Source organism: uncultured Slackia sp. (assembly GCF_934630525.1).
GTDB lineage: Bacteria > Actinomycetota > Coriobacteriia > Coriobacteriales > Eggerthellaceae > Slackia.
In genome coordinates, this window is the sequence record NZ_CAKTVX010000003.1 from 284,113 (window position 1) to 304,031 (window position 19,919).

Annotated in this window: 18 protein-coding genes and 1 riboswitch; of the genes, 17 read left to right on the forward strand and 1 reads right to left on the reverse strand. The window is 58.5% G+C overall.

The window, feature by feature from the left end; all coding sequences use genetic code 11:
* Positions 1 to 4 precede the first annotated feature (4 nt).
* From Q0D41_RS04465 to Q0D41_RS04540, 16 genes are all read left to right on the forward strand, one after another.
* Positions 5 to 577, forward strand: coding sequence for a formate hydrogenlyase complex iron-sulfur subunit (locus Q0D41_RS04465; RefSeq protein ID WP_294375796.1), 573 nt, complete (start codon positions 5 to 7; stop codon positions 575 to 577).
* Positions 564 to 1,457 carry an NADH-quinone oxidoreductase subunit B family protein gene (locus Q0D41_RS04470; protein ID WP_294375799.1) on the forward strand — a complete coding sequence of 298 codons (894 nt, stop codon included), beginning with the start codon at positions 564 to 566 and terminating at the stop codon, positions 1,455 to 1,457. Before Q0D41_RS04465 ends, Q0D41_RS04470 begins: the two co-directional genes overlap by 14 nt.
* On the forward strand, positions 1,447 to 1,926 hold the full coding sequence (locus tag Q0D41_RS04475; RefSeq protein WP_294375804.1) for a formate hydrogenlyase maturation HycH family protein: 480 nt from the start codon (positions 1,447 to 1,449) through the stop codon (positions 1,924 to 1,926). The genes Q0D41_RS04470 and Q0D41_RS04475 overlap by 11 nt, the downstream gene beginning before the upstream one ends.
* Complete coding sequence (gene hycI, locus Q0D41_RS04480; protein ID WP_294375807.1) at positions 1,923 to 2,378, forward strand: hydrogenase maturation peptidase HycI; 456 nt, start codon at positions 1,923 to 1,925, stop codon at positions 2,376 to 2,378. Before Q0D41_RS04475 ends, hycI begins: the two co-directional genes overlap by 4 nt.
* A gap of 38 nt (positions 2,379 to 2,416) precedes the next feature.
* Positions 2,417 to 3,262 (forward strand): formate/nitrite transporter family protein, encoded by an 846-nt coding sequence (locus tag Q0D41_RS04485; RefSeq protein ID WP_294375809.1) that lies wholly within the window; start codon positions 2,417 to 2,419, stop codon positions 3,260 to 3,262.
* 209 nt (positions 3,263 to 3,471) lie between these two features.
* A complete protein-coding gene (locus Q0D41_RS04490) occupies positions 3,472 to 3,732 on the forward strand; it encodes a DUF3343 domain-containing protein (RefSeq protein ID WP_294375811.1) in 261 nt (86 codons plus the stop codon).
* Between the two features lie 160 nt (positions 3,733 to 3,892).
* A riboswitch (FMN riboswitch) is annotated at positions 3,893 to 4,084 on the forward strand.
* 5 nt (positions 4,085 to 4,089) lie between these two features.
* Positions 4,090 to 4,686 (forward strand): ECF transporter S component, encoded by a 597-nt coding sequence (locus tag Q0D41_RS04495; RefSeq protein ID WP_294375815.1) that lies wholly within the window; start codon positions 4,090 to 4,092, stop codon positions 4,684 to 4,686.
* A 66-nt stretch (positions 4,687 to 4,752) separates the two neighbouring features.
* Complete coding sequence (locus Q0D41_RS04500) at positions 4,753 to 6,570, forward strand: energy-coupling factor transporter ATPase (protein WP_294375817.1); 1,818 nt, start codon at positions 4,753 to 4,755, stop codon at positions 6,568 to 6,570.
* The gene (locus tag Q0D41_RS04505; RefSeq protein ID WP_294375819.1) at positions 6,567 to 7,367 is read left to right on the forward strand and encodes an energy-coupling factor transporter transmembrane protein EcfT; all 801 of its coding nucleotides are present in this window, start codon (positions 6,567 to 6,569) and stop codon (positions 7,365 to 7,367) included. Before Q0D41_RS04500 ends, Q0D41_RS04505 begins: the two co-directional genes overlap by 4 nt.
* Positions 7,368 to 7,379: 12 nt before the next feature.
* Positions 7,380 to 7,811: a pyridoxamine 5'-phosphate oxidase family protein gene (locus Q0D41_RS04510; protein ID WP_294375821.1), complete on the forward strand. Its 432-nt coding sequence runs from the start codon at positions 7,380 to 7,382 to the stop codon at positions 7,809 to 7,811.
* 138 nt (positions 7,812 to 7,949) lie between these two features.
* On the forward strand, positions 7,950 to 8,369 hold the full coding sequence (locus Q0D41_RS04515; protein ID WP_294375823.1) for a pyridoxamine 5'-phosphate oxidase family protein: 420 nt from the start codon (positions 7,950 to 7,952) through the stop codon (positions 8,367 to 8,369).
* Positions 8,370 to 8,592: 223 nt separating this feature from the next.
* Positions 8,593 to 10,014, forward strand: coding sequence for a sodium:alanine symporter family protein (locus Q0D41_RS04520; protein ID WP_294375825.1), 1,422 nt, complete (start codon positions 8,593 to 8,595; stop codon positions 10,012 to 10,014).
* A 379-nt stretch (positions 10,015 to 10,393) separates the two neighbouring features.
* A complete protein-coding gene (locus Q0D41_RS04525) occupies positions 10,394 to 10,987 on the forward strand; it encodes a hypothetical protein (protein WP_294375828.1) in 594 nt (197 codons plus the stop codon).
* A 105-nt stretch (positions 10,988 to 11,092) separates the two neighbouring features.
* Positions 11,093 to 12,841, forward strand: a complete 1,749-nt coding sequence (locus Q0D41_RS04530) for a carbon starvation protein A (RefSeq protein ID WP_294375830.1) — start codon at positions 11,093 to 11,095, stop codon at positions 12,839 to 12,841.
* A 258-nt stretch (positions 12,842 to 13,099) separates the two neighbouring features.
* A complete protein-coding gene (locus Q0D41_RS04535; RefSeq protein WP_294375834.1) occupies positions 13,100 to 14,656 on the forward strand; it encodes an FAD-dependent oxidoreductase in 1,557 nt (518 codons plus the stop codon).
* A 138-nt stretch (positions 14,657 to 14,794) separates the two neighbouring features.
* Positions 14,795 to 16,309, forward strand: coding sequence for a response regulator transcription factor (locus Q0D41_RS04540; protein ID WP_294375837.1), 1,515 nt, complete (start codon positions 14,795 to 14,797; stop codon positions 16,307 to 16,309).
* 26 nt (positions 16,310 to 16,335) lie between these two features.
* On the opposite strand, the gene Q0D41_RS04545 is transcribed toward Q0D41_RS04540, so the two are convergent.
* Entirely contained in the window at positions 16,336 to 17,889 is a 1,554-nt protein-coding gene (locus Q0D41_RS04545) for an FAD-dependent oxidoreductase (protein WP_294375840.1), read from the reverse strand.
* 344 nt (positions 17,890 to 18,233) lie between these two features.
* On the opposite strand from Q0D41_RS04545, the gene Q0D41_RS04550 reads away from it, so the two are divergent.
* Complete coding sequence (locus Q0D41_RS04550) at positions 18,234 to 19,721, forward strand: uracil-xanthine permease family protein (RefSeq protein ID WP_294375842.1); 1,488 nt, start codon at positions 18,234 to 18,236, stop codon at positions 19,719 to 19,721.
* Positions 19,722 to 19,919: the final 198 nt, after the last annotated feature.

A 19,919-nucleotide genomic window follows, 5' to 3' on the forward strand; every position in this document is an offset into this window, starting at 1 on the left:
CGCAATGCTTAAGACGATCAAGGAAATCCTGCGCACCGGCAATGCCACGGTGCAATATCCCGCGGCACCGCTGCATCAATACGACGGCTACCGCGGCAAGCCCGAGCATGACGCCGTAGAGTGCATTGGCTGCGCGGCCTGCGCAAACGTGTGCCCGCCTAACGCCATTCAGATGCAAATCGACGTTGAGACCGGCACCACCACCTGGTCGATCAACTTCGGGCGCTGCATCTTCTGCGGCCGCTGCGAAGAGGTATGCCCCACGAAGGCCATCAAGCTCAGCAAGGAATTCGAGCTGGCCGTCATGGACAAAAACGACCTCGAGGAAACGGCGACCTACAGCCTGGCGGCATGCGAGCGCTGCGGCAAGTACTACGCGACCAACAAGCAGGTCGCCTATGCAACGGCCATTCTGCAGCAAAGCGCCGGCAGCCCCGAAGTCGCCAAGTCGCTCGAGCTTTCGCATGTGTGCCCGGCATGCCGTCGCAAGGATGACGCATATCGCGCCAAGCGCAACGACGAGCTGCAGGGCGCCAAGCGCAAGAAGAAGATGGAGGCCAAAGATGATAATCGATAGGCAATACCCCGAGGCGCTCCAGTACCAGCCCGACAAACGCACGCTTGACGAAAGCGTGCAGAAGGCCAAGCTCGCGCTGCTCAACGACATCAAGCGCTCCGTCTACATCTACCGCGTCGACTGCGGCGGCTGCAATGGCTGCGAAATCGAGATTTTCTCGACCATTACGCCCGTGTTCGACGCCGAGCGCTTCGGCATCAAGAACACGCCGAGCCCGCGCCACGCCGACATCTTGGTGTACACCGGCGCCATGACGCGCGCCATGCGCATGCCTGCGCTGCGTGCGTACGACGGCGCGCCCGACCCGAAGCTCGTCGTAAGCTACGGCGCATGCGGCTGCACGGGCGGCGTGTTCCACGACAACTACTGCACGTGGGGCGGAACCGACAAGATCATTCCGGTTGATGTCTACATCCCCGGGTGCCCGCCGACTCCCGCCCAAACCATCTACGGCTTCGCGATGACCCTTGGCCTTTTGGGCCAAAAGCTCAAGCACAAAGACGATTTCGAGAAGCCCGGCGAGCAGGCGACGCTGCGCTACGCGGACATTCCCTACAAGGTGCGCACCACGCTCGAAAAAGAAGCGCGCCTGTATTCGGGATACCTGCAGGGCGAGCAGCTTGCAGATGAGTTCTTGACCACTTTGGAAAAGAACCCGCAAAACGTGATGGGCGCCGTGAGCGCGCTCATCGAGGGCCAAAGCGATCCACGCCGCGCCGAAGTCTACAAACATCTGGGCGATACGCTCAACAAGATGACGGTCGACGCCGACGCCAACCAGGCACTGCTCAAGCAAGCGCTCGAGAAGGTCGTCGTTGCAGGTGGCGACGGCAAAGCGGCCGCCATCGTAAGCGAGGCGCTGATCGGCAATGGAAGGTAACGCACACGATTACGCGCCCTACGCGCCCGCCTCGGCCAAAGATGCCGAGGCGGGCGTCGCCGAGGTCGTGTTCTACCAGCTCACGAAGAAGTTCGTCGACACCGAGAAATCGATTCCCGACGACGCGCAAGACGTGCTGTACTACACGCTCGCAGTGGGGCACCACACGGGCGTCATCGACTGCTTCGAGGAACAATTCCGCACGCCGCTCTCGTCTTACGAAGAGATGGTTGCGGCCATGCCCGAAAGCGATCTTCGCTATAAGCTCGAGGGCATGATGCGCCACGGCGAGATTCAGATCGACAAAACGAATCTCGCTGTGGTCGTGCCTGGGCTTCAGGCGTTCGAAGAGGCCGCATGCACGCTCTCGCCTGAAGCGCGTGCATGCTACGAATCGCTGAGCGCAACGGTAGACACGCTCGCGCGGGAAGGCGCGGCTTACATCATGGGAAGGATTCGAAGGCCATGAGCAAAAAAGCTGTTCTCACGGTAGGGGCCGTGCTCCGCGGCGACGACGCGGCGGGTCCCATGCTTTCGAAGATGCTCGAGAAGGGGCCCATCGAAGGCTGGACGAACATCGACGGAGGGCAAATGCCCGAAGACCAGCTTGCTGTGGTGCGCCGCATGCAGCCAGACGTGCTTTTGCTGGTCGATGCGGCCGATATGTCCGAAGAACCGGGCACGATTGCCGTGCTCGATGAGGACGATGTCGCCACAAACATGCTTTTTACTACCCACTCACTCCCAATTTCTTTTTTGCTCAAAGAGCTCAAAAGCTGTTGTGGTAGTGTCGTGTTCCTCGGCATCCAGCCGGCGCAGCTCGAATTCATGAGCCCGCTTACGCCCGAGGTGCACGAGGCGGTTGAGAAAATTTACAGAATGCTGAAAGCGGGAAGCGATTTCACCGCGAGCATTTCGTAAAAGGTGGGGCATACGCCCCAACATGGATGGAGGTTGTTATGGAAACGAAAGACTCCGTCACGCTCGACGCGAAATGCGTCGCAGCGATGAAGCCCGATGCGCTTTCACCTGCAGAAACCGAGGCCAAAACCGAAGGCATCGGCGTAACGAAAGCGGGAATGGCCACGGGCAAATGCTTCGTATCGGCGATGCTCGCGGGCGCGTTCATCGCGTTCGGCGGCATGTATTTCTGCGTATTCCTGGGAGATCCCACAATTCCGTTCGCAGCGCAACGCATGGTCGGCGGCATTTGCTTCTGCCTTGGCCTCGTGCTCGTGCTGTGCTGCGGCGCTGAGCTGTTCACGGGCAACTCGCTTATGTGCTGCGCGAAGGCGTCAGGCAAAATCGATTGGGCCGGCATGTTGAAGAACTGGGTCATCGTATGGTTCGGCAACCTCGCTGGCGCGCTCGTGGCTGTTGCCCTGATTTACTTCGCCCAGGTCTACGCCATGAACGGCGGCGCCGTTGGCCAGGCGATGGTCAGCGTTGCGGCAGGCAAGGTTTCGCCCGATTGGTTCACCTTGTTCGCGAAGGGCATCATGTGCAACATCTTCGTGTGCCTGGCGGTATGGATTGGCTTTGCGGGACGTACGGTGACTGACAAGGTTATCGGCATCATCCTCCCGATTTCCGCCTTCGTCGCCTGCGGCTTCGAGCACTGCGTTGCCAACATGTTCTTCCTGCCCACCGGCCTTTTGCTCAACTCCATGGGCATTGGCGCCGAAGGCGCGATCACGATGGGCGGCATTCTGTTCAACCTGAGCGCCGCCACGCTCGGCAATATTGTCGGCGGCGTGCTCGTTGGAATGGCCTACTGGTACATTTACGCGAAGCGCGCAAAGTAAATTGACGTTTCGAGCCTAGAACGCCGGCGCGAGAGTGCGCCGGCGTTCTTCTTTTGGGACGAGAAGCGAAAAGCAGCGCTGCGCGGCAATACAGGCACGCGCCGCGAAAGGGGAGGACCTTAGAGCGAAACCATGCCATGGATATGTATGCTCGCCCTGGGCGAATCGCCTCAAGCCACTCTAACCAACTTGCTGAAAGGGAAGCCCCTATGACAGAAGAGAATTTCGACATCTCGCCATTCGGCGATGTGCGCTTCGTGGTCACGTTCCCGAATACGACGAGCGCAATGGCATTCGCCGCCGCTTGCGAGCAAAACGGCGTCGCGGGAAGACTCGTGCCCATACCTCAATCGATGCACGCAGGCTGCGGCCAAGCATGGTCGGCGCCGCTTTCAGCACGTGCGGCTCTGCAGGCCGTTTTAGCAAAACCCGAGATCAGCTATAACGAATGCACGATTTTCGAGTTCTAAAGGAATGATAGTTCGCTATCTTGCTATTTTACTATTCCCTTTCCGCATCACGAGCAACAAAACAACACGGCGAGCCTATGGAATTCTGCGTGATTCATTACCATTTACTTTCGTTGAATAAAGTGGTTCACAAGGCAGGGCAGCAGTGCTACCATTCATGTCGCTGTTTCAGGGCGGGGTGAAATTCCCCACTGGCGGTGAACCGGCTGCGTGCAAAGGGCGCGCGGGCGTTCGGCATCTAGGCCGTTCGCGAACCGGCAGTCCGCGACCCTTCCAACGTTGGCGCGTTGGCAAGGCTGATTTGGTGAGAGTCCAAGACCAACGGTTAAAGTCCGGATGAAAGAGGCAGGTGATCTTATGTCTGAGCAGTCTACGCATGTCCAATTCAAGAACACGAATAAGTGGGGCACGAAGCAACTCGTGACCATGGCGCTTATGTGCGCTATCGCCACGCTTTTCATGTTCGTGCAAATTCCGCTGCTTCCCGCAGCGCCGTTTCTGACGTATGACCCGTCGTTCGTTCCCGCAATGGTCGTCGGCTTCGCATACGGCGCCGGCCCTGGCGTGGCAGTTGGCGCGCTCGCGATTGTCATTCACGCGCTCATCACCGGCGACTGGGTTGGCGCGCTCATGAACCTCGTTGCCGCGCTGCTGTTCATTTTGCCCGCTGCCATTCTGTACAAGAAAATGCACACCTACAAAGGTGCGATCATCGGCTTGGTTCTGGGCGTCGTGCTCGCAACGCTCGGCTCCATCGTGGCCAACCTCACCATTGGCGTGTGGTTCTGGTACGGTTCCGCCGACGTGATTTTGCCGCTCATGATTCCCGCGGTTATTCCGTTCAACCTTTTGAAGACTATTTTGAACTCGGTGCTCACGCTCGTTGTATATAAGGCCGTCTCGAACCTTATCACCCCGAAGAAGAAGCAAGTTAAGGGCCGCGTTTCCGAATAACGCGCCACCTCCCCAAGCTGGCCGCTGCATGCGCAGCGGCCAGACGTGTTTATGAAGGACCCGATTATGATCGATTGCTCCAACGTTCGATTCACCTACGACGGCGAGCGCTTCGTGCTGCGAGGCATCGATTTGCATATCGCCGATGGCGAATTCGTCTGCATTTTGGGCGGCAACGGCTCCGGCAAATCGACGCTCGCGAAACACATGAACGCCCTGCTCATGCCCGACGAGGGCTGCGTGCGCGTTGCGGGCCACGATACGCAAGACGAGGAATACGTCTACGACATTCGCTCCACCGCAGGCATGGTGTTCCAAAACCCCGACGACCAGCTCGTCGCATCGCTCGTGGAAGACGACGTGGCATTCGGTCCTGAAAACCTCGGCGTCGAAAGCGCACACATTGCCGAACGCGTAAAGCAAGCGCTCAAAGAGGTGGGGCTCGTTGGCTTCGAGCGGCACGAAACCCATGCGCTTTCAGGCGGTCAGAAGCAGCGCGTCGCCATTGCCGGCGTGCTCGCCATGGAGCCACGCGCGCTCATTTTGGACGAAGCGTCTTCGATGCTCGATCCCCGCGGCCGCAAGGGCCTCATGCGCGTGTGCCGCGAACTCAACGACCGGGGCATGACCATTATCATGATCACCCATTACATGGAAGAAGCTGCAGCGGCCGATCGCGTCGTGGTCATGAACGAAGGCCGCATCGCATGCAAGGGCGCGCCCGAGGAAGTGCTCACGCGCGCCGACGAACTGGCGGCGCTCAACTTGGATGTGCCGTATTCCTGCCAGCTGGGCTTGGCGCTCCAAAAGACGGGCATGCACGTTGTGCCGCACGTGGACGAAACGCAGATGGTTGCCGAAATCGCCACGAAGCTCTCCGAAGTGGGCAAACTCGGCGAAGCTGGCCATGCGAAAGATATCGACCCCGCTTTCCACGCCGTTGCACCCGAGCCTTCGAAAGACGCGCTCCTGCGCTTCGAGGACGTTTTCTTCACCTACACGAAGTCGAAGAAAGAGCGCAAGCGCAAGAAGCTCGGCTCGAAACCCGAAGAGCGCGCAGCCTGGGGTAATGACCCCAATGAGGTGTGGGCTCTCAAAGATATCTCGTTCGAGCTGCGCCGCGGCGAATTCTTGGGCATCGCGGGACACACGGGATCGGGCAAGTCGACCCTTCTTCAGCATATGAACGGCCTCCTTCAGCCGAGCCGTGGCCGCGTGCTCGTGTGCGGCGAAGATTTGGCCGACAAAAAGGCCGCTGCGGCCGCGAAGGCGCGTATTGGCATCGTATTCCAATACCCCGAGCGACAGCTGTTCGCCACCACCGTGTTCGACGATGTCGCGTTCGGCCCGCGCAACCTGGGCCTTTCGGGCGATGAGGTAGAAGCGCGCGTTCGCGAGTCGCTTTCCCGCGTGGGCCTTTCCATCGACAGCCTGCGCGACATGAGCCCCTTTGAGCTTTCGGGCGGCCAGCAGCGCCGCGTCGCTTTCGCCGGCGTGCTTGCCATGAACCCCGAAGCGCTCGTGCTCGACGAGCCCGTGGCGGGACTCGACCCCGTGGCGCGCCGCGAATTCTTGGAGCTCATCGCCCAACTGCACAAGCAGGGCACGACAATTGTCATGGTGTCGCATAGCATGGACGACTTGGCCGCGATGTGCGATCGCGTGGTCGTGCTCAAAGAAGGCGAAATCGTGCGCCAAGGCACGCCCGCGCATGTGTTCATGCACGCCGCCAAGCTCAACGAGATTGGCCTGGGCCTTCCCGCTCCGCAGCGCATGGCCTATGCGCTCATCGATGAGGGCGCTCCGCTGGGCGCCGATGAGCTCTATTCGATCGACTCGCTCGCTGCCGAGATTGCCGCCATCGCGGAAAGCGGTGCACGATGAACGAAGTATTCTCTTTCGGAAGTTATTACCCCGGGGATAGCCCCCTGCACAAATGCGACGCGCGCACGAAGCTCACGCTTGGATTCGTGTTCTTGATCGTCGCGCTCATGGCGCAAGGGTTTGCCGGCTTGGGCGTGATTGCGGTGTTCGTGGCGTTCCTCTATGTGGTGTCGCACATCCCATTCGGCAAAGCCATGCGCTCGCTCGCGCCGCTCATGGCAATCGCGCTCATCTGCGCGCTGCTGAACTTGTTCGTCGACCAAAGCGGCGAGACGCTGTTCAAATGGGGCATCATCGAAATAAGCACCGGCAGCGTGCATTCATGCCTGTTCGTCGGCTGCCGCATCATTTTAATGATGATGGGCATGAGCCTTATCACCATGACCACCACCACGCTCGACCTTACGGCGGCAGTCGAGCAAATGCTGCACCCCTTCGCCCGCTTCGGCGTGCCCGCGCACGAGCTGGGCATGATCATGGGCATCGCCCTGCGCTTCATGCCGCAGTTCGCAACCGAGCTCGCGAACGTCTATCACGCGCAAATCAGCCGAGGCGCCGCGCTCGACGGAAGCCCCGTGAAAGGGCTGCGCATGCTTTCAAGCGTAACGATTCCGCTGTTCGCGAGCGTCTTCCGCCATGCAGAAACGCTGTCGGCCGCCATGGATGCGCGCTGCTACCACGGCGAGGAGGGCCGCACGAGGCTCCACCCGCTGCGCTATTCGAAATTCGACGCGTTCGCCATTGCCGCGTTCGCCGTGCTCGTGTGCGGCGTTGTCGCCGTAAACGCGCTGCTCTAGAAAGGAGAGGCCATGCCTGAAAACGAAATGCCCGCCGAAGGACTCGAGAAGGTTCTGCAATATATGACCTCGGTGCCCGCCTGGTATTTGGCGACGAGCATCAACGGCCAGCCCCACGTGCGTCCATTCTCGTTCGCCCAAATCCAAGACGGCAAGCTGTGGTTTGTAACCGCCACCACGAAAGACGTGTGGCAGGAGCTTCTGCAAAACCAGCTCTTCGAAGCTACTTCATGGTGGCCGGGGCACGGCTGGCTCATTTTGCGCGGCAAGGCGGGGTTGGTCGACGAGGCGTCGCCCGAAATGCGCGAAGCCGGGTGGCAGCATCTCGAAGGCCTCGGCGAACACTACGACGGACCGAACGATGAGACGCTCGTCTTCTTCAGCGCCGAAGAGCCCCAAGCATGGATTTGCGACCACGAAGAATGGGTGCCTGTGGAGCTGTAAGCTTCCGCACCCCCGCACGGCACAGCGTCGCCACATGCAGCGACGCACAGAGCCCGCCCGCCTCGCCTCGCTGCAAGGGACGATGCATGGAACTCACGCGGCACGGCGTGTAGACAACATATATATAAGGAGTACCGCATGGACGAAATCGTACAGTATCTCACGGGCATTCCCGCATGGTATTTGGCCACCATCGACGCGGCCGACCCCACGCAGCCTCGCGTGCGCCCGTTCTCGTTCGCCGCGCAGGCCGACGGCAAGCTGTGGTTTTCCACGTCGCGCGACAAAGACGTATGGCTCGAGCTTGAGGCGAATGCCAAGTTCGAGCTTTCCGGGTGGAAGCCGGGCGAGTGCTGGATTGTCGTGGAAGGCGAAGCCGAGCTCGCCGACGACGAGATATGCCCCGACGAGGTTCGCCAAGCGGGCTTCGAACACATGGTGGGCATCGGCGAGCACCATGATTCCCCCAACGACGGCCGTCTAGCGTTTTTCAGCGTGAAGAACGGCACGTGCCGCATTTGCGACATCGACGGCAGCGAGCGAAAGTTTCAGTTCTAAGCCGCACGCCAGCCTTCAAGTTTCGCCCAACCGCGACCCGCGCGTCCACTTTGCTCGGGCTCATAGCCCCTCATGAACCAATCGCTTCCGCCAGTTGCGCGCGGAGGCGATTTCTTTGCTTTGCGGGCAGCCCTTTCACCACCGCATCATTTTTCTTTCGATTTGGTGTCGTTCACCTTTGTAAAGTTCAGATTAAATTGGACGAGTGGTATCATGTATCCTCATGGATACAATAATTAATGCTCTCACTCAAATCGATGCTGTCGTATGGGGCCCGGCGATGATTTGCCTGCTCTTGGGCTCGCATATCTTCCTGACCATTCGTACAGGGTTCATTCAGCGCAAGCTGCCGACAGCCATCAAAATGTCCCTCGCTAAAGACGAAGACGCCGAAGGCGACGTAAGCCAATTTGGCGCGCTTGTCACGGCTCTCGCCGGCACCATCGGCACGGGATCCATCGTCGGCGTCGCGACCGCCATTATCGCCGGCGGCCCGGGCGCCGTCTTCTGGATGTGGCTCACCGGCGTATTCGGCATCGCTACCAAGTATTGCGAAGTGTTCGCGTCGGTCAAATACCGCGTGAAAGACCACAAGAGCGAAATGCTCGGCGGCGCGATGTACGCATGGGAACGAGCGTTCAAGCGCACTGATGGCAGCGTGCCCTGGTGGGCCAAGCTTGGAGCGGTTGCGTTTGCCGCCTTCGCCGTTATCGCAACCATCGGCACGGGCTCCGCAGTGCAGTCGGCTGCCATTACCGGCATCATTGAGTCGAGCTTTCCGGGCGTTCCCGATTGGGCTATCGCGCTCGTGATTGCCATCGCCGTGGCGCTCGTTATTTTCGGCGGCGTGAAATCCATCTCGAGCGTTGCCGAGAAGCTCGTGCCATTCATGGCCATCGCTTACTTTGGCGGCTGCATGGTCATTCTCGCCATCAATTGGCAATACGTCGGCCCCGCGCTCGCGATGATTTTCGAATGCGCGTTTACCTCGAAGGCCGCATTCGGCGGCGCCGTTGGCTCGGGCATTATGGTCGCCTTGCAGTTCGGCTGCGCGCGCGGCTTGTTCTCGAACGAATCGGGCTTGGGTTCGGCTCCTATCGTGGCGGCTGCCGCTGCAACGAAGAACCCCGCACGTCAGGCGCTCGTCGCCATGACGGGCACGTTCTGGTCGACCGTCGTGATTTGCGCCGTTACGGGCATCGTGCTCGTTGCCGTTGGCATCGCCAATCCCGGCCTTATCGAGAATGGCGGCATTAAGGAAGGCGCCGCGCTCGCTTCGGCGGCGTTCGCGACCATTCCTTACATTGGCACCCCGATTCTCGTACTCGGCATGGTGAGCTTCGCGTACTCCACCATTTTGGGCTGGAGTTACTACGGAAACCGCTGTGTGACCTACCTGTTCGGCGCGAAAGCGCAGCTTCCTTACCAGGTGTTCTACGTGATCATCGGCTTTTTGGGCGCCGTCGGAATCGGCGACGCGGTCTGGCTCGTTTCCGACATCGGCAATGCGCTCATGGCTATTCCGAACATCATCATGGTGCTCGCGCTTTCGGGCCTTATCGCTCGCGAAACCAAGCATTATGTCTACGACGGCAATCTCGATGAAGTGTGCGAAGACGAAATTCCCGTGGTGGAATCGAAGTAGTTCGACGAAGTGTTCTGCCAAGCAGAGCAAATAGAATATGCACGCGAACGGCGGCCATTGAGCCGCCGTTTTTTGTGGCCGAAAACCCCTACTGAGCAAAACCCAAAAACCGGGGTCGTCCACCAAAGAGAGCTCGAGAGCCGAGGCCACTTATTCGCCAACGCGACGCATCGAAGACCAAATGCACGGATTCCGCTCGCGCGAGTATTTATGCCATTCGTCCCGATTTATCACCCAAGCTTATGAATTCGCCGCCGTTTGCCGCGCGAACATGCCGCTTACCGCCGCTTTAGTCCACTAAAGCGGCTTTCTGTAACCTGAAAGCAACACGTTCGTTACAATTTCGCCAGCCATTGAGAGGCGAGGAGAAACATACCGCATGTACGACAAGCACACGGAAGAGCAGGAGCAGGCGGCCCACAGGCCGAAGCCCGGAAACGAGATTACCGCCAAAAGCGAACTCGTCCTTGAACGTTTGCTCGCCGCGCATGGGGCGTGGTTCGATGTAACGCGAGACGTCACCGTCGCAGGCCGCGCTTTTCGCGCGCTCGCGCAGTTCCATTCCTTCGGCGAGCAATATGTGCTCGTGAAGCGCGTGAAGCTGTGGGAGGCCGAAGAGCACGAGTACATGCTGTTCGACGTGTGCGACCATGTTGACGAAGCGGCGGCGCGTTCCTACGTCGAGTTCATGAAGAACGAAGCGCTCGAACTCGTGAAGCCCGAACCGAACCATATGTCCTCGTTCAGAACGCTGGTCGTAATCGCCAATTCGGCGAGCGATGAAGCATGCTCCCTGTTCCGCAAAACGAGCCACCGCAAGAATTTCATGTGGGGGATTCGCGGATGGAGCGACGTGCGACTCGCGCTCATCGATTTGTCGAAGCCGCAAGGCTCCCGCGTCGTGTGCAACGGCGCCGCCAAGCGCATTCGCAAATCGCTTGAGGCGAATGCCGCCGACACACTTCGCGACTAGCCGTTTCAAGCTCTCTATGGCACAGGCCGCTCGTCAGGTTGCCACGACGCTGCGGCCACCCCTGGGCGCCATCGCCCAACGTTGCTATATATAGAGGAGTTTTACATGAATGCCATGCTGGTTCTGCTCATCGGCGCGGCTATCCTCGTCGTGGGCTATATCTTCTACGGCGGTTGGCTTGCCAAGCAATGGGGCGTCAACGCCGATCGCGTAACGCCTGCCCACGAATTCGAGGACGGCGTCGACTACGTTCCCGCCAAGCCCTACGTCGTTTTGGGCCACCATTTCTCGTCCATCGCGGGCGCGGGCCCCATTAACGGCCCCATTCAGGCAGCCGTGTTCGGCTGGGTTCCGGTGCTTTTATGGGTACTCATTGGCGGTATTTTCTTCGGCGCCATGCATGACTTCGGCGCCCTGTTCGCATCGCTGCGCCACAAGGGCCAGACGCTCGCGAGCGTTATTCAAGAAAACATCGACGACACCGCGAAGAAGCTGTTCTGCATCTTCGCGTACCTCACGCTGATTTTGGTCGTCGCTGCTTTCGCATCTATCGTCGCCGGCACGTTCGCCGTGGTTCCCAATGCCGATGGCGTTGTGGAAATGACGGGTACAAACCTTGCGAACAGCCGCACCGCCATGATTTCCGTTCTGTTCATCGTCGCCGCTGTCATTTGGGGCATCGCGCTTCGTGGCCGTTCCATTCCCGGCCCCGTGAACATCGCGCTGGCTATTGTGGTTATCGTCGCCGTGGTTGCGATTGGCTACAACTTCCCGGTTTTCGAGCTCAACAACTTCACCTGGATGTGGATTGTGGGCGCCTATATTCTGGTCGCTTCGGTCGCCCCGGTGTGGATTCTGCTGCAGCCGCGCGACTACCTTTCGAGCTACCTGCTCTACGGCATGATCGCCCTCGCCCTGGTGGGCATCGTGGGCGCAGGCGTTACCGGCGCCGCCACCAATCTGGACATTCCAGCGTTTACCGGTTTCACCGCCGTGAAGGGCGACAGCAAAGTCGCGACCACAGGCTTCCTGTTCCCGGCGCTGTTCATCACCATCGCGTGCGGCGCGATTTCGGGCTTCCACAGCCTGGTGGCTTCGGGCACCACGTCCAAACAGCTCGACCATGAAAGCGAAGCGCAGCCCATCGCCTATGGCGGCATGCTGCTCGAGTGCCTGGTCGCCATTATTTCGCTGTGCGCCGTGGCGTTCGTGTTCGACGGCTACATGGACGGTACCTATGCATCGCCCACGCAGGTTTTCGCAGGCGGTCTCTCGCAGATGCTCGGCTGCATCCCCGGCCTTTCCGGCGCTGAGGACATTGCATACTCGCTGCTGATTCTGGCCGTTTCGGTGTTCTGCCTGACTTCGCTCGACACCGCAACCCGCCTTGGCCGTTACATGTTCCAGGAGCTCTTCATTCCCGCAGGCAAGACCCGCGAAGAGCTTTCCGGTTGGCGCAAGTTCTTCTCGAATCCCGTTGTGGCGACTCTTATCACGGTGACGCTCGGCGTTGCGCTCGGCCTTACCGGCTACCAGCTCGTGTGGCCGCTGTTCGGCGCCGCCAACCAGCTGCTCGCCGCGCTTGGCCTGCTGGCCGTGTGCGCGTGGCTCGGCAATGCCGGCCGCAACAACAAGATGTTCTATGTTCCCATGGTGTTCATGCTCATCGTGACGCTGACCTCGCTCGTGCTTACCATGCAGGCGAAGTTCCTGGCCATCGCAGGCGGCGCACTCACGCTGGCCAACGGCCTGCAGCTCGTGCTCGCGGTACTGCTTGCCGTGCTCGCTGTGGTACTTGCCGTTAAGGGCGCGCGCGTGATTTTCGGCAATAAGAAGAAGGAGATTGCCGAGTAGGGCAGGCGTAGGGACAAAACTCTGGAAAGCGTCGTGTTCGAAAGCGCTAATCCTGCTTTCCTGGAGCCAATTCCGCAAATGCATTCACGTAGCCTCACGGCTGCCTTAAGGGTCCGCCTCGGCGGGCCCTTTTTCGTTGCTTTTCTCTGTCCCATCCCTTCCATTGCGATACTCATTCTTTTCGTGCGACACGCATCGTGCCTGATTGGAGACAATTTCTAATAAGCGGCACATGCCGCACGAACAAGGAGGGAAATTATGGGTACATCTATCGCAAACGAGTCGAGCGTGTCTCGACGTTCGTTCCTCACGGCCGCAAGCATCGGCGCGGCAGGAATCATAGGAGCAAGTATGCTTCCTGGATGCTCCAGCGAAAAAGGAGCCAGCGCCGAGGGCGACGCATGGGATCTCGAGACCGACGTCGTCGTTGTGGGCTCCGGCGCGGCAGGCGTTGCCGCCGCAGTAACGGCAATCGAAGAAGGATCCGAAGTCGTCATGGTCGAAAAGGCCGACCTCATCGGCGGAGCGACAAGTGCGACCGTCCAGTATTGCGCCCCAACGTCTTCGCTGGCAATTCCACAGAATTTCGATGACGTGACCGATAGCGCAGAGCTCATGTTCGAAAACGCCATGGAAGTTTCCGAGGGAACTGCCGACCCCACCCTGGTCAAAATCTGGTGCGACGGCGCGGCTGACGCGATCGACTGGATGATTGACCATGGATGCGAATTCAAGGAAACGCTAAAGATTTGCGAAGGCCGACAAGGACAGGGCAAATACATCGCAAAAACTGCTGGCGAGCTTACAACGAAGCTCATTCCAATCATTCAAGAAAAGGCAACATTGCTCAACAATTGCCCGCTTGAAAGCCTTGTTGCGAATGAAGAAGGCCGCATCGTTGGAGCCGTCTGTCTCGAGGGCGGCAAGGAAAAGCGCATTCGCGCGCGCAAGGCGGTTGTCATCTGCTCTGGCCCCTGGACCAATGACGAGGTAATGATTCCTCGCCACATGAACAAACTGCCCGAAACGCCCGCTGCGGCTGGAGAGACTTTCGCTTCACTGGGCATGCCCTATGGTCCGTTTACCGGCGAAGCGATTCGCGCGGCCCAAAAGGCCGGCGCGGCCGTTCGCCATATGGAGTACTGCGTGCCCGAACCGTGCTATTCGACTTCGGACCTCATGTCTCAGGGTGTCGCTGTTGCAGGTATCACCCGTGTCGTTGGGCAGGTCATGGTAGGCTCAAACGGCAAGCGATTTACCGACGAAGGCAAAACCCGCGGTGCCATTGCCCGCGACGTGCTCAAACTTGAAGACAACGTGTTCTATCCCGTGCTCGACGGCCATTTCGTTCCAACGCAGGTAAATCCAAAGGAAGAGGTTCTTCAGAAATGGATCGATGGAGGCTTTGTGGTAACCGCAGACACCCTCGAAGAAGTCGCATCCAAAGCCGAATCGAACTTCGGAATCCCTGCAGACACGCTTATCGCAAGCATCCAAGCCTACAATGAGGGTTGCGGTACTGGCCTGGACGAATTCGGCAAAGACCCCCATTTCCTTACCCCAATCAACCAGGCGCCATTCTACGTTGGCCCCGTTGAAACTTGCATCATGCTCTATACCCACGGCGGTCTTGACGCAGACGAAAACGCTCGCGTACGCAACGCCGACGGCGACGTGATCCCCGGCCTTTACGCAGCTGGGATGTGCACGGGCGGACAATTCGGCACCGACACCGTTTCGGGAAGCTGGCAAACAAACTCCATCGTATTCGGTAGAATTGCGGGTGCGAATGCATCGAAGGAAACTGCAGAATAAAGCGTTGGCCAGCCGGTAAAACGCTTTCAATTCTCAATATGAGGGAACAGACGGAGCTTGCGCAACGCAAGCTCCGTTTCGTGCACGGAGGGACTTATGAGGATTGCCGCCGATGCGAACATAACAAAAACAAGGCGTATGGCACTCGCCGCAATCGCGGTAATGGGTTTCGGCCTGCTTCAAGGAGCACGATTCATCGATGTTAATTCAGGGCCCTACAGCGCGCATTCGCTTGCGCTTTTCGGTCTATTCGTCGATGGCGCGACCCTGCTTACCGTCGCCGTGCTTTCGTATTTTGGGAAAACCGACGACAACCGCAAACTCTACTGCGCAGGAGCGATTTCGTGCGCGCTCTATCTCGCTTTATCGCTTTTCAATCTTGGCGACGCGGCCATTCACCAGGTATTCGCCGGTCTCACATGGTCGCTCAACGTTCTATGCTGGATGGAGATCTTCACCAACTATAAACCACGCTTCGCTCTCATCATGATTGCGCTTGCCTACGCGGTGAATGTTGCGGTGAAACCGCTCCTCGGGGCCTTAGACCTGCCGGTCGATGGCGCACTCGCCGCATTCATGGCCATTTCAATTGTCCTACTCGGCATTTGCATTCGCTACGATAAGGCGATTGCCCATGACACCCTCGTACATGAACGAGCTTCCAGTGACGCACCGTGCCACGAAACGACCACGCTTTCGGAGGCATTTTCCCGCGCACGCCGAGCCGTCGCCTGCGCTTTTGCCTTTTCTTTTGTTTGCGGATTCGTTATCGAAGCCGACTTGCTTGCCACGAGCATGGAATACGCGCAGAGCAACGAAACGGCGCTCATTTGTCTCGCCGCAGCGATTCTTATGGTCTTCGCATTGCTCGCTTTTTCGGTTCGAAAAGCAAATATCGACTACATGTGCCCCATAGCCGCCGCCTGGATTGCAACAGCTTTGTTCACGCGATCTACGGGATTGCTCGAAGACTCAGTATCGGGCAGCATCATGACGGCAACATTGATTTCATTCTACGTGCTACTCTGGCTCATGCTCGTGAGCGAAGCTCACGAGAGGAAGCTCCCCGCGTTTTTCCTGCTCGGTCTTGCCCTGGGAGTCGCACGCTTGTCAGTTATGGCGGGTCGGGCATGCGCCGACTGGGCCATTGGCGGCAACCTCATCGTTCAGAGCGCCGTAAGCGCCGTAAGTCTTTGGGCGCTTTCAATTGCCGTTTCAGCCATATTCTTCGTCTATTTGCGTTATTCCTCAAAACGCTTACGGGGCGGCTTCGACGAAACCGCCCCCGATGAAGACAGACAGCAATCGCCCCACATGGAGAAAATCGAGTCCAACAAGACCACAGGCGATGTGGCGCCGGCAAGCGAAGAGATTGCGCCGACCACCCCCGACGCAGACCCGTGGGACGAAGCGTTCGATATGTTTGCCCAGCGCTACGCCCTCTCCGACCGCGAGGCACAAATCGTGCGCGAATTCGCTGCCGGACGAAGCGCGAGATATTTAGCTGAGTGGTATATGCTCTCGGAGCATACCGTCAAAACACACTTACGCAGGGCCTATACAAAAGTTGGCGTGCACTCCCGTCAGGAACTCATTGACGCAATAGAAGAGATGCGCGCCGAATCATTCAAGAGCGCAAAAGAAAAGGCGTAGCAGCTCACTGCCGCCACGCCTTCTTATTAAGCGAGGTCTTTGGCAATCGCTTCGCCCGTGAGGCGACCCATTGACAATCCAACGGAATTCGAGCAATGGCGCACGAAGCTACGGTTATACATGAATCGATGCGTGAGCTCTCCAATTGCCCACAGGCCTTCGATGGCGTTGCCGGCGTCATCGATAACACGGCAGTCGCTATCGGTTTTCAAACCTCCCATAGTCGTGACGTACGAGGGAACATAACTCACGAGGTAGTAGGGGCCCTCGCCGTACGCAATCGCCTTTTCGACGGATTTTCCGTATTCGTCCTCAGCAGAACCTTCGGCGAATGCCTGATACGAAGCGAACGTTTCGGTGAGCGCCGCAGCACCCATAGCCGATGCGAGATCGTCGATGGTATCGGCCTTAATGACGTCTCCGGTCGAAATGCCCTTCTCAAGAATCTCGCACGCCTCGGCATTCGTGCTATCGAAAAGCGCGTAATACGGAGCAGCATCGTGATCGGCCATGCTCGAGGCGAGCAGGATTCCCGGACCAGCTTCGTTGACGAAACGCTTGCCCTGGGCGTCAACGAGCATCTTGCTCGCAACTCCGCCACCCTCGAGGGGCTTAGTAGACAAAGACATATCAACGAGCGTCGCGAAAGACGGATCGGCTTCGGTGAGCTTCCTGGAGGGCATGATATTGAAAGGAATCACCCAGCAATTGTCATAAAGTGCTGCGCCCACAGTCTTTCCCATGGTAATGCCGTCGCCGGTGTTCATCGCATTGCCCAAATACTGGAAACCGATTTTTTCAACCGATGGAACAAACTTGTTGAGATAGTCGACGCTTCCGCCAAAACCACCGCATGCAAGAACCGTCGCTTTCGCCGCAACGGTCTTAGTTTTACCGTTCGACTGCAGAACAACGCCTGTGACTTTGCCATCTTCGGCTACCAGCTCGGTCGCCTCATGCTCAAGCAGAATTTCGACGCCCGCGCCTTCCAAGGCTGCAGTCATCTTCTCGGTAATGAGCTGACCAGCGGCCTTCGAGGCATCAGCGCTGGTATCGGGCCATACGGTATCGGTCCCAACCTTTTCTTTAGTGAACGATTGAATAAAATCGATTCCCGTTTTCTCAACCCAATTCACCGTCTCGCAGCTCGCCTGCATAAGCGCTTTCACGCGATCGTAATCGGGGTAGGGCGCATCGATTTTGCCGGTCTCGGTTGCCTTTTTGAAACGAGCGAGGAACTCATCCATGGTGTCGGTCGTTTCGGAAACGAACTGCCAGAATTCCTCGTTTTCGACACCCTGATAAATCGAAACATTGCCCTTCGAAGTCTGGAACGAAATGCCCAAAGTCGGCGACTTCTCTACGAGCACGACTTTCGCGCCATTTTGGGCAGCGGCAAGCGCGCACGCCTCACCAGCAAGGCCCGACCCGATAACCGCGATATCGGTTTCGATAACCCCGCCCTTTGGTTTTTCCTCGTCAGACTGCTTCGAGGCGGCACCCGAACATCCCGCCAATGCAAAACTTCCGCCAAGAATTGCAGCGCCCGCGCAGAACGACCTACGATTAATAGTCTTCATTTTCCCTCCTCCTTATATGCGGCATTCGACCAGCCGCGCAGCTTCATGATGCCCGAAATGCACGAACACCTTGTCGCACGAAAAGAATGAGCAGGTGAGAAAGCGTGAGCAACGAGCAGGAACGGCATAAAGAACGAAGGAGTCTCGGGTATCGAGCTCGACGAGGGGCGCATTCTGAATCCCATTCGCCACCGAGATCAGACAAGGAGCAAGGCCGCAGCGCGATTCGAATCGTTCTCGAAAAAGAATACGTTTGCTGGTCAAAAATCTTATTTTGACTTCTTCAAAATAGCGTGGTGGAGTGTTATTTTCTTCTCTTAATGTGCTTTCAGAAAGGGATGCCAATGACAGACGAAAAACAGGAGGTCGCGGCGCAGGCTCAAGCGAAAGAGCCCGCGGGCGAATCTCCGAAAGAGACCCCCGAGAAAACGAGGTCGCTCGGCGTATTCTCGTTCGAGGGCGACATGCCGCTCGCGCAAGCAATCCCCTTGGGCTTGCAGCACGTTCTGGCGATGTTCGTGGGCAATTTGACGCCGCTTCTTATCGTGACGAGCGCGTGCGGATTGGCCGGCGCCGAATTCGCCGACGTGCAGCTTTCCCTGCTGCAAAACGCCATGTGGATCGCGGGCGTCGTAACGCTCGTCCAGCTTTTCGGCATTGGCCCGATCGGCGGCAAGGTGCCCATCATTATGGGCACGTCTTCAGGCTTCATCGGCGTGTTTAACTCGGTGGCCGCATCGATGGGCGGCGGCCTTATCGCCTATGGCGCCATCATGGGCGCATCGCTCATCGGCGGTTTGTTCGAGGCTGTTCTGGGCTTCTTCCTAAAACCCCTGCGCCGCTTCTTCCCGGCAGTTGTTACGGGTACCGTCGTGCTTTCCATCGGCTTAAGCCTTATCAGCGTCGGCGTGAACGCCTTCGGCGGCGGCAACACCGCGCCTGACTTCGGCTCGTTCGAGAATCTGTGCTTGGCGCTCATCGTGCTCATCGTCATTCTCGCCGTGAAGCATGCGACCACAGGCTTTGTAAGCGCCTCTTCCATTTTGGCTGGCATTATCGTGGGATACGTCGTCGCCGGCATCATGGGCCTGGTGCTTCCTACGACTGGCGTGACCGCCGATGGCGTGGAATACACCAAGGCATGGGTTCTGAACTGGGATAAGGTCGCTGCGGCGTCATGGTTCGCCATTCCGAACCTACTGCCCGTTATGCCCGTCTTCGACATGCGAGCCATTGCGCCCGTGCTGGTGATGTTCATCGTCACGGCCGTCGAGACCGTCGGCGACATTTCGGGCGTCACGCAAGGCGGCATGAATCGCGAGGCTACCGACAAGGAGCTTTCCGGCGGCGTTATGTGCGACGGCTTGGGCTCGTCGCTCGCGGCCATGTTCGGCGTGCTGCCCAATACTTCGTTCAGCCAGAACGTCGGCCTGGTCACCATGACCAAAATGGTCAATCGCAAGGCCCTGGCCTGCGGCGCCGTATTCCTGATTCTGTGCGGCTTGTGCCCGAAGCTCGGCGCCGTGGTCTCCATCATGCCCCAGTCGGTCCTCGGCGGCGCAGCCGTTATGATGTTCGCCTCCATCGTGGTGAGCGGCATTCAGCTGATCACGCGCGAACCCCTTACGCCGCGCAACTTGAGCATCGTTTCCGTCGCGCTCGGCCTTGGCTACGGCATTGGCGCGAACCCCGCCGTTCTGGCCGGTTCGCCCGAGTTCGTTGGCCTGATTTTCGGCGGCTCCGGCATTGTTGCCGCAGCTGCGGTCGCCATCATCTTGAACATCGTGCTCCCCAAAGACGAGAAGGCGCCCGAAAAAGACGCGAACGCCTAGCGAGTTGAACCAGCGGCTCAGGGTTGGCTTTCAGGCCCTCGGCTCCTTGATTCAAATCGCTCGTATGCACTCCAACAAACGGCCCTTTGTTTCTCCCGCGAGAGACAAAGGGCCGTTCTTTAGGCATATAGGACAAAAAGTGTGTCTCATCTAGGGGCATCGGCGCAGGTCGATGCCCCTTTCTCGTTCGTTTAAATT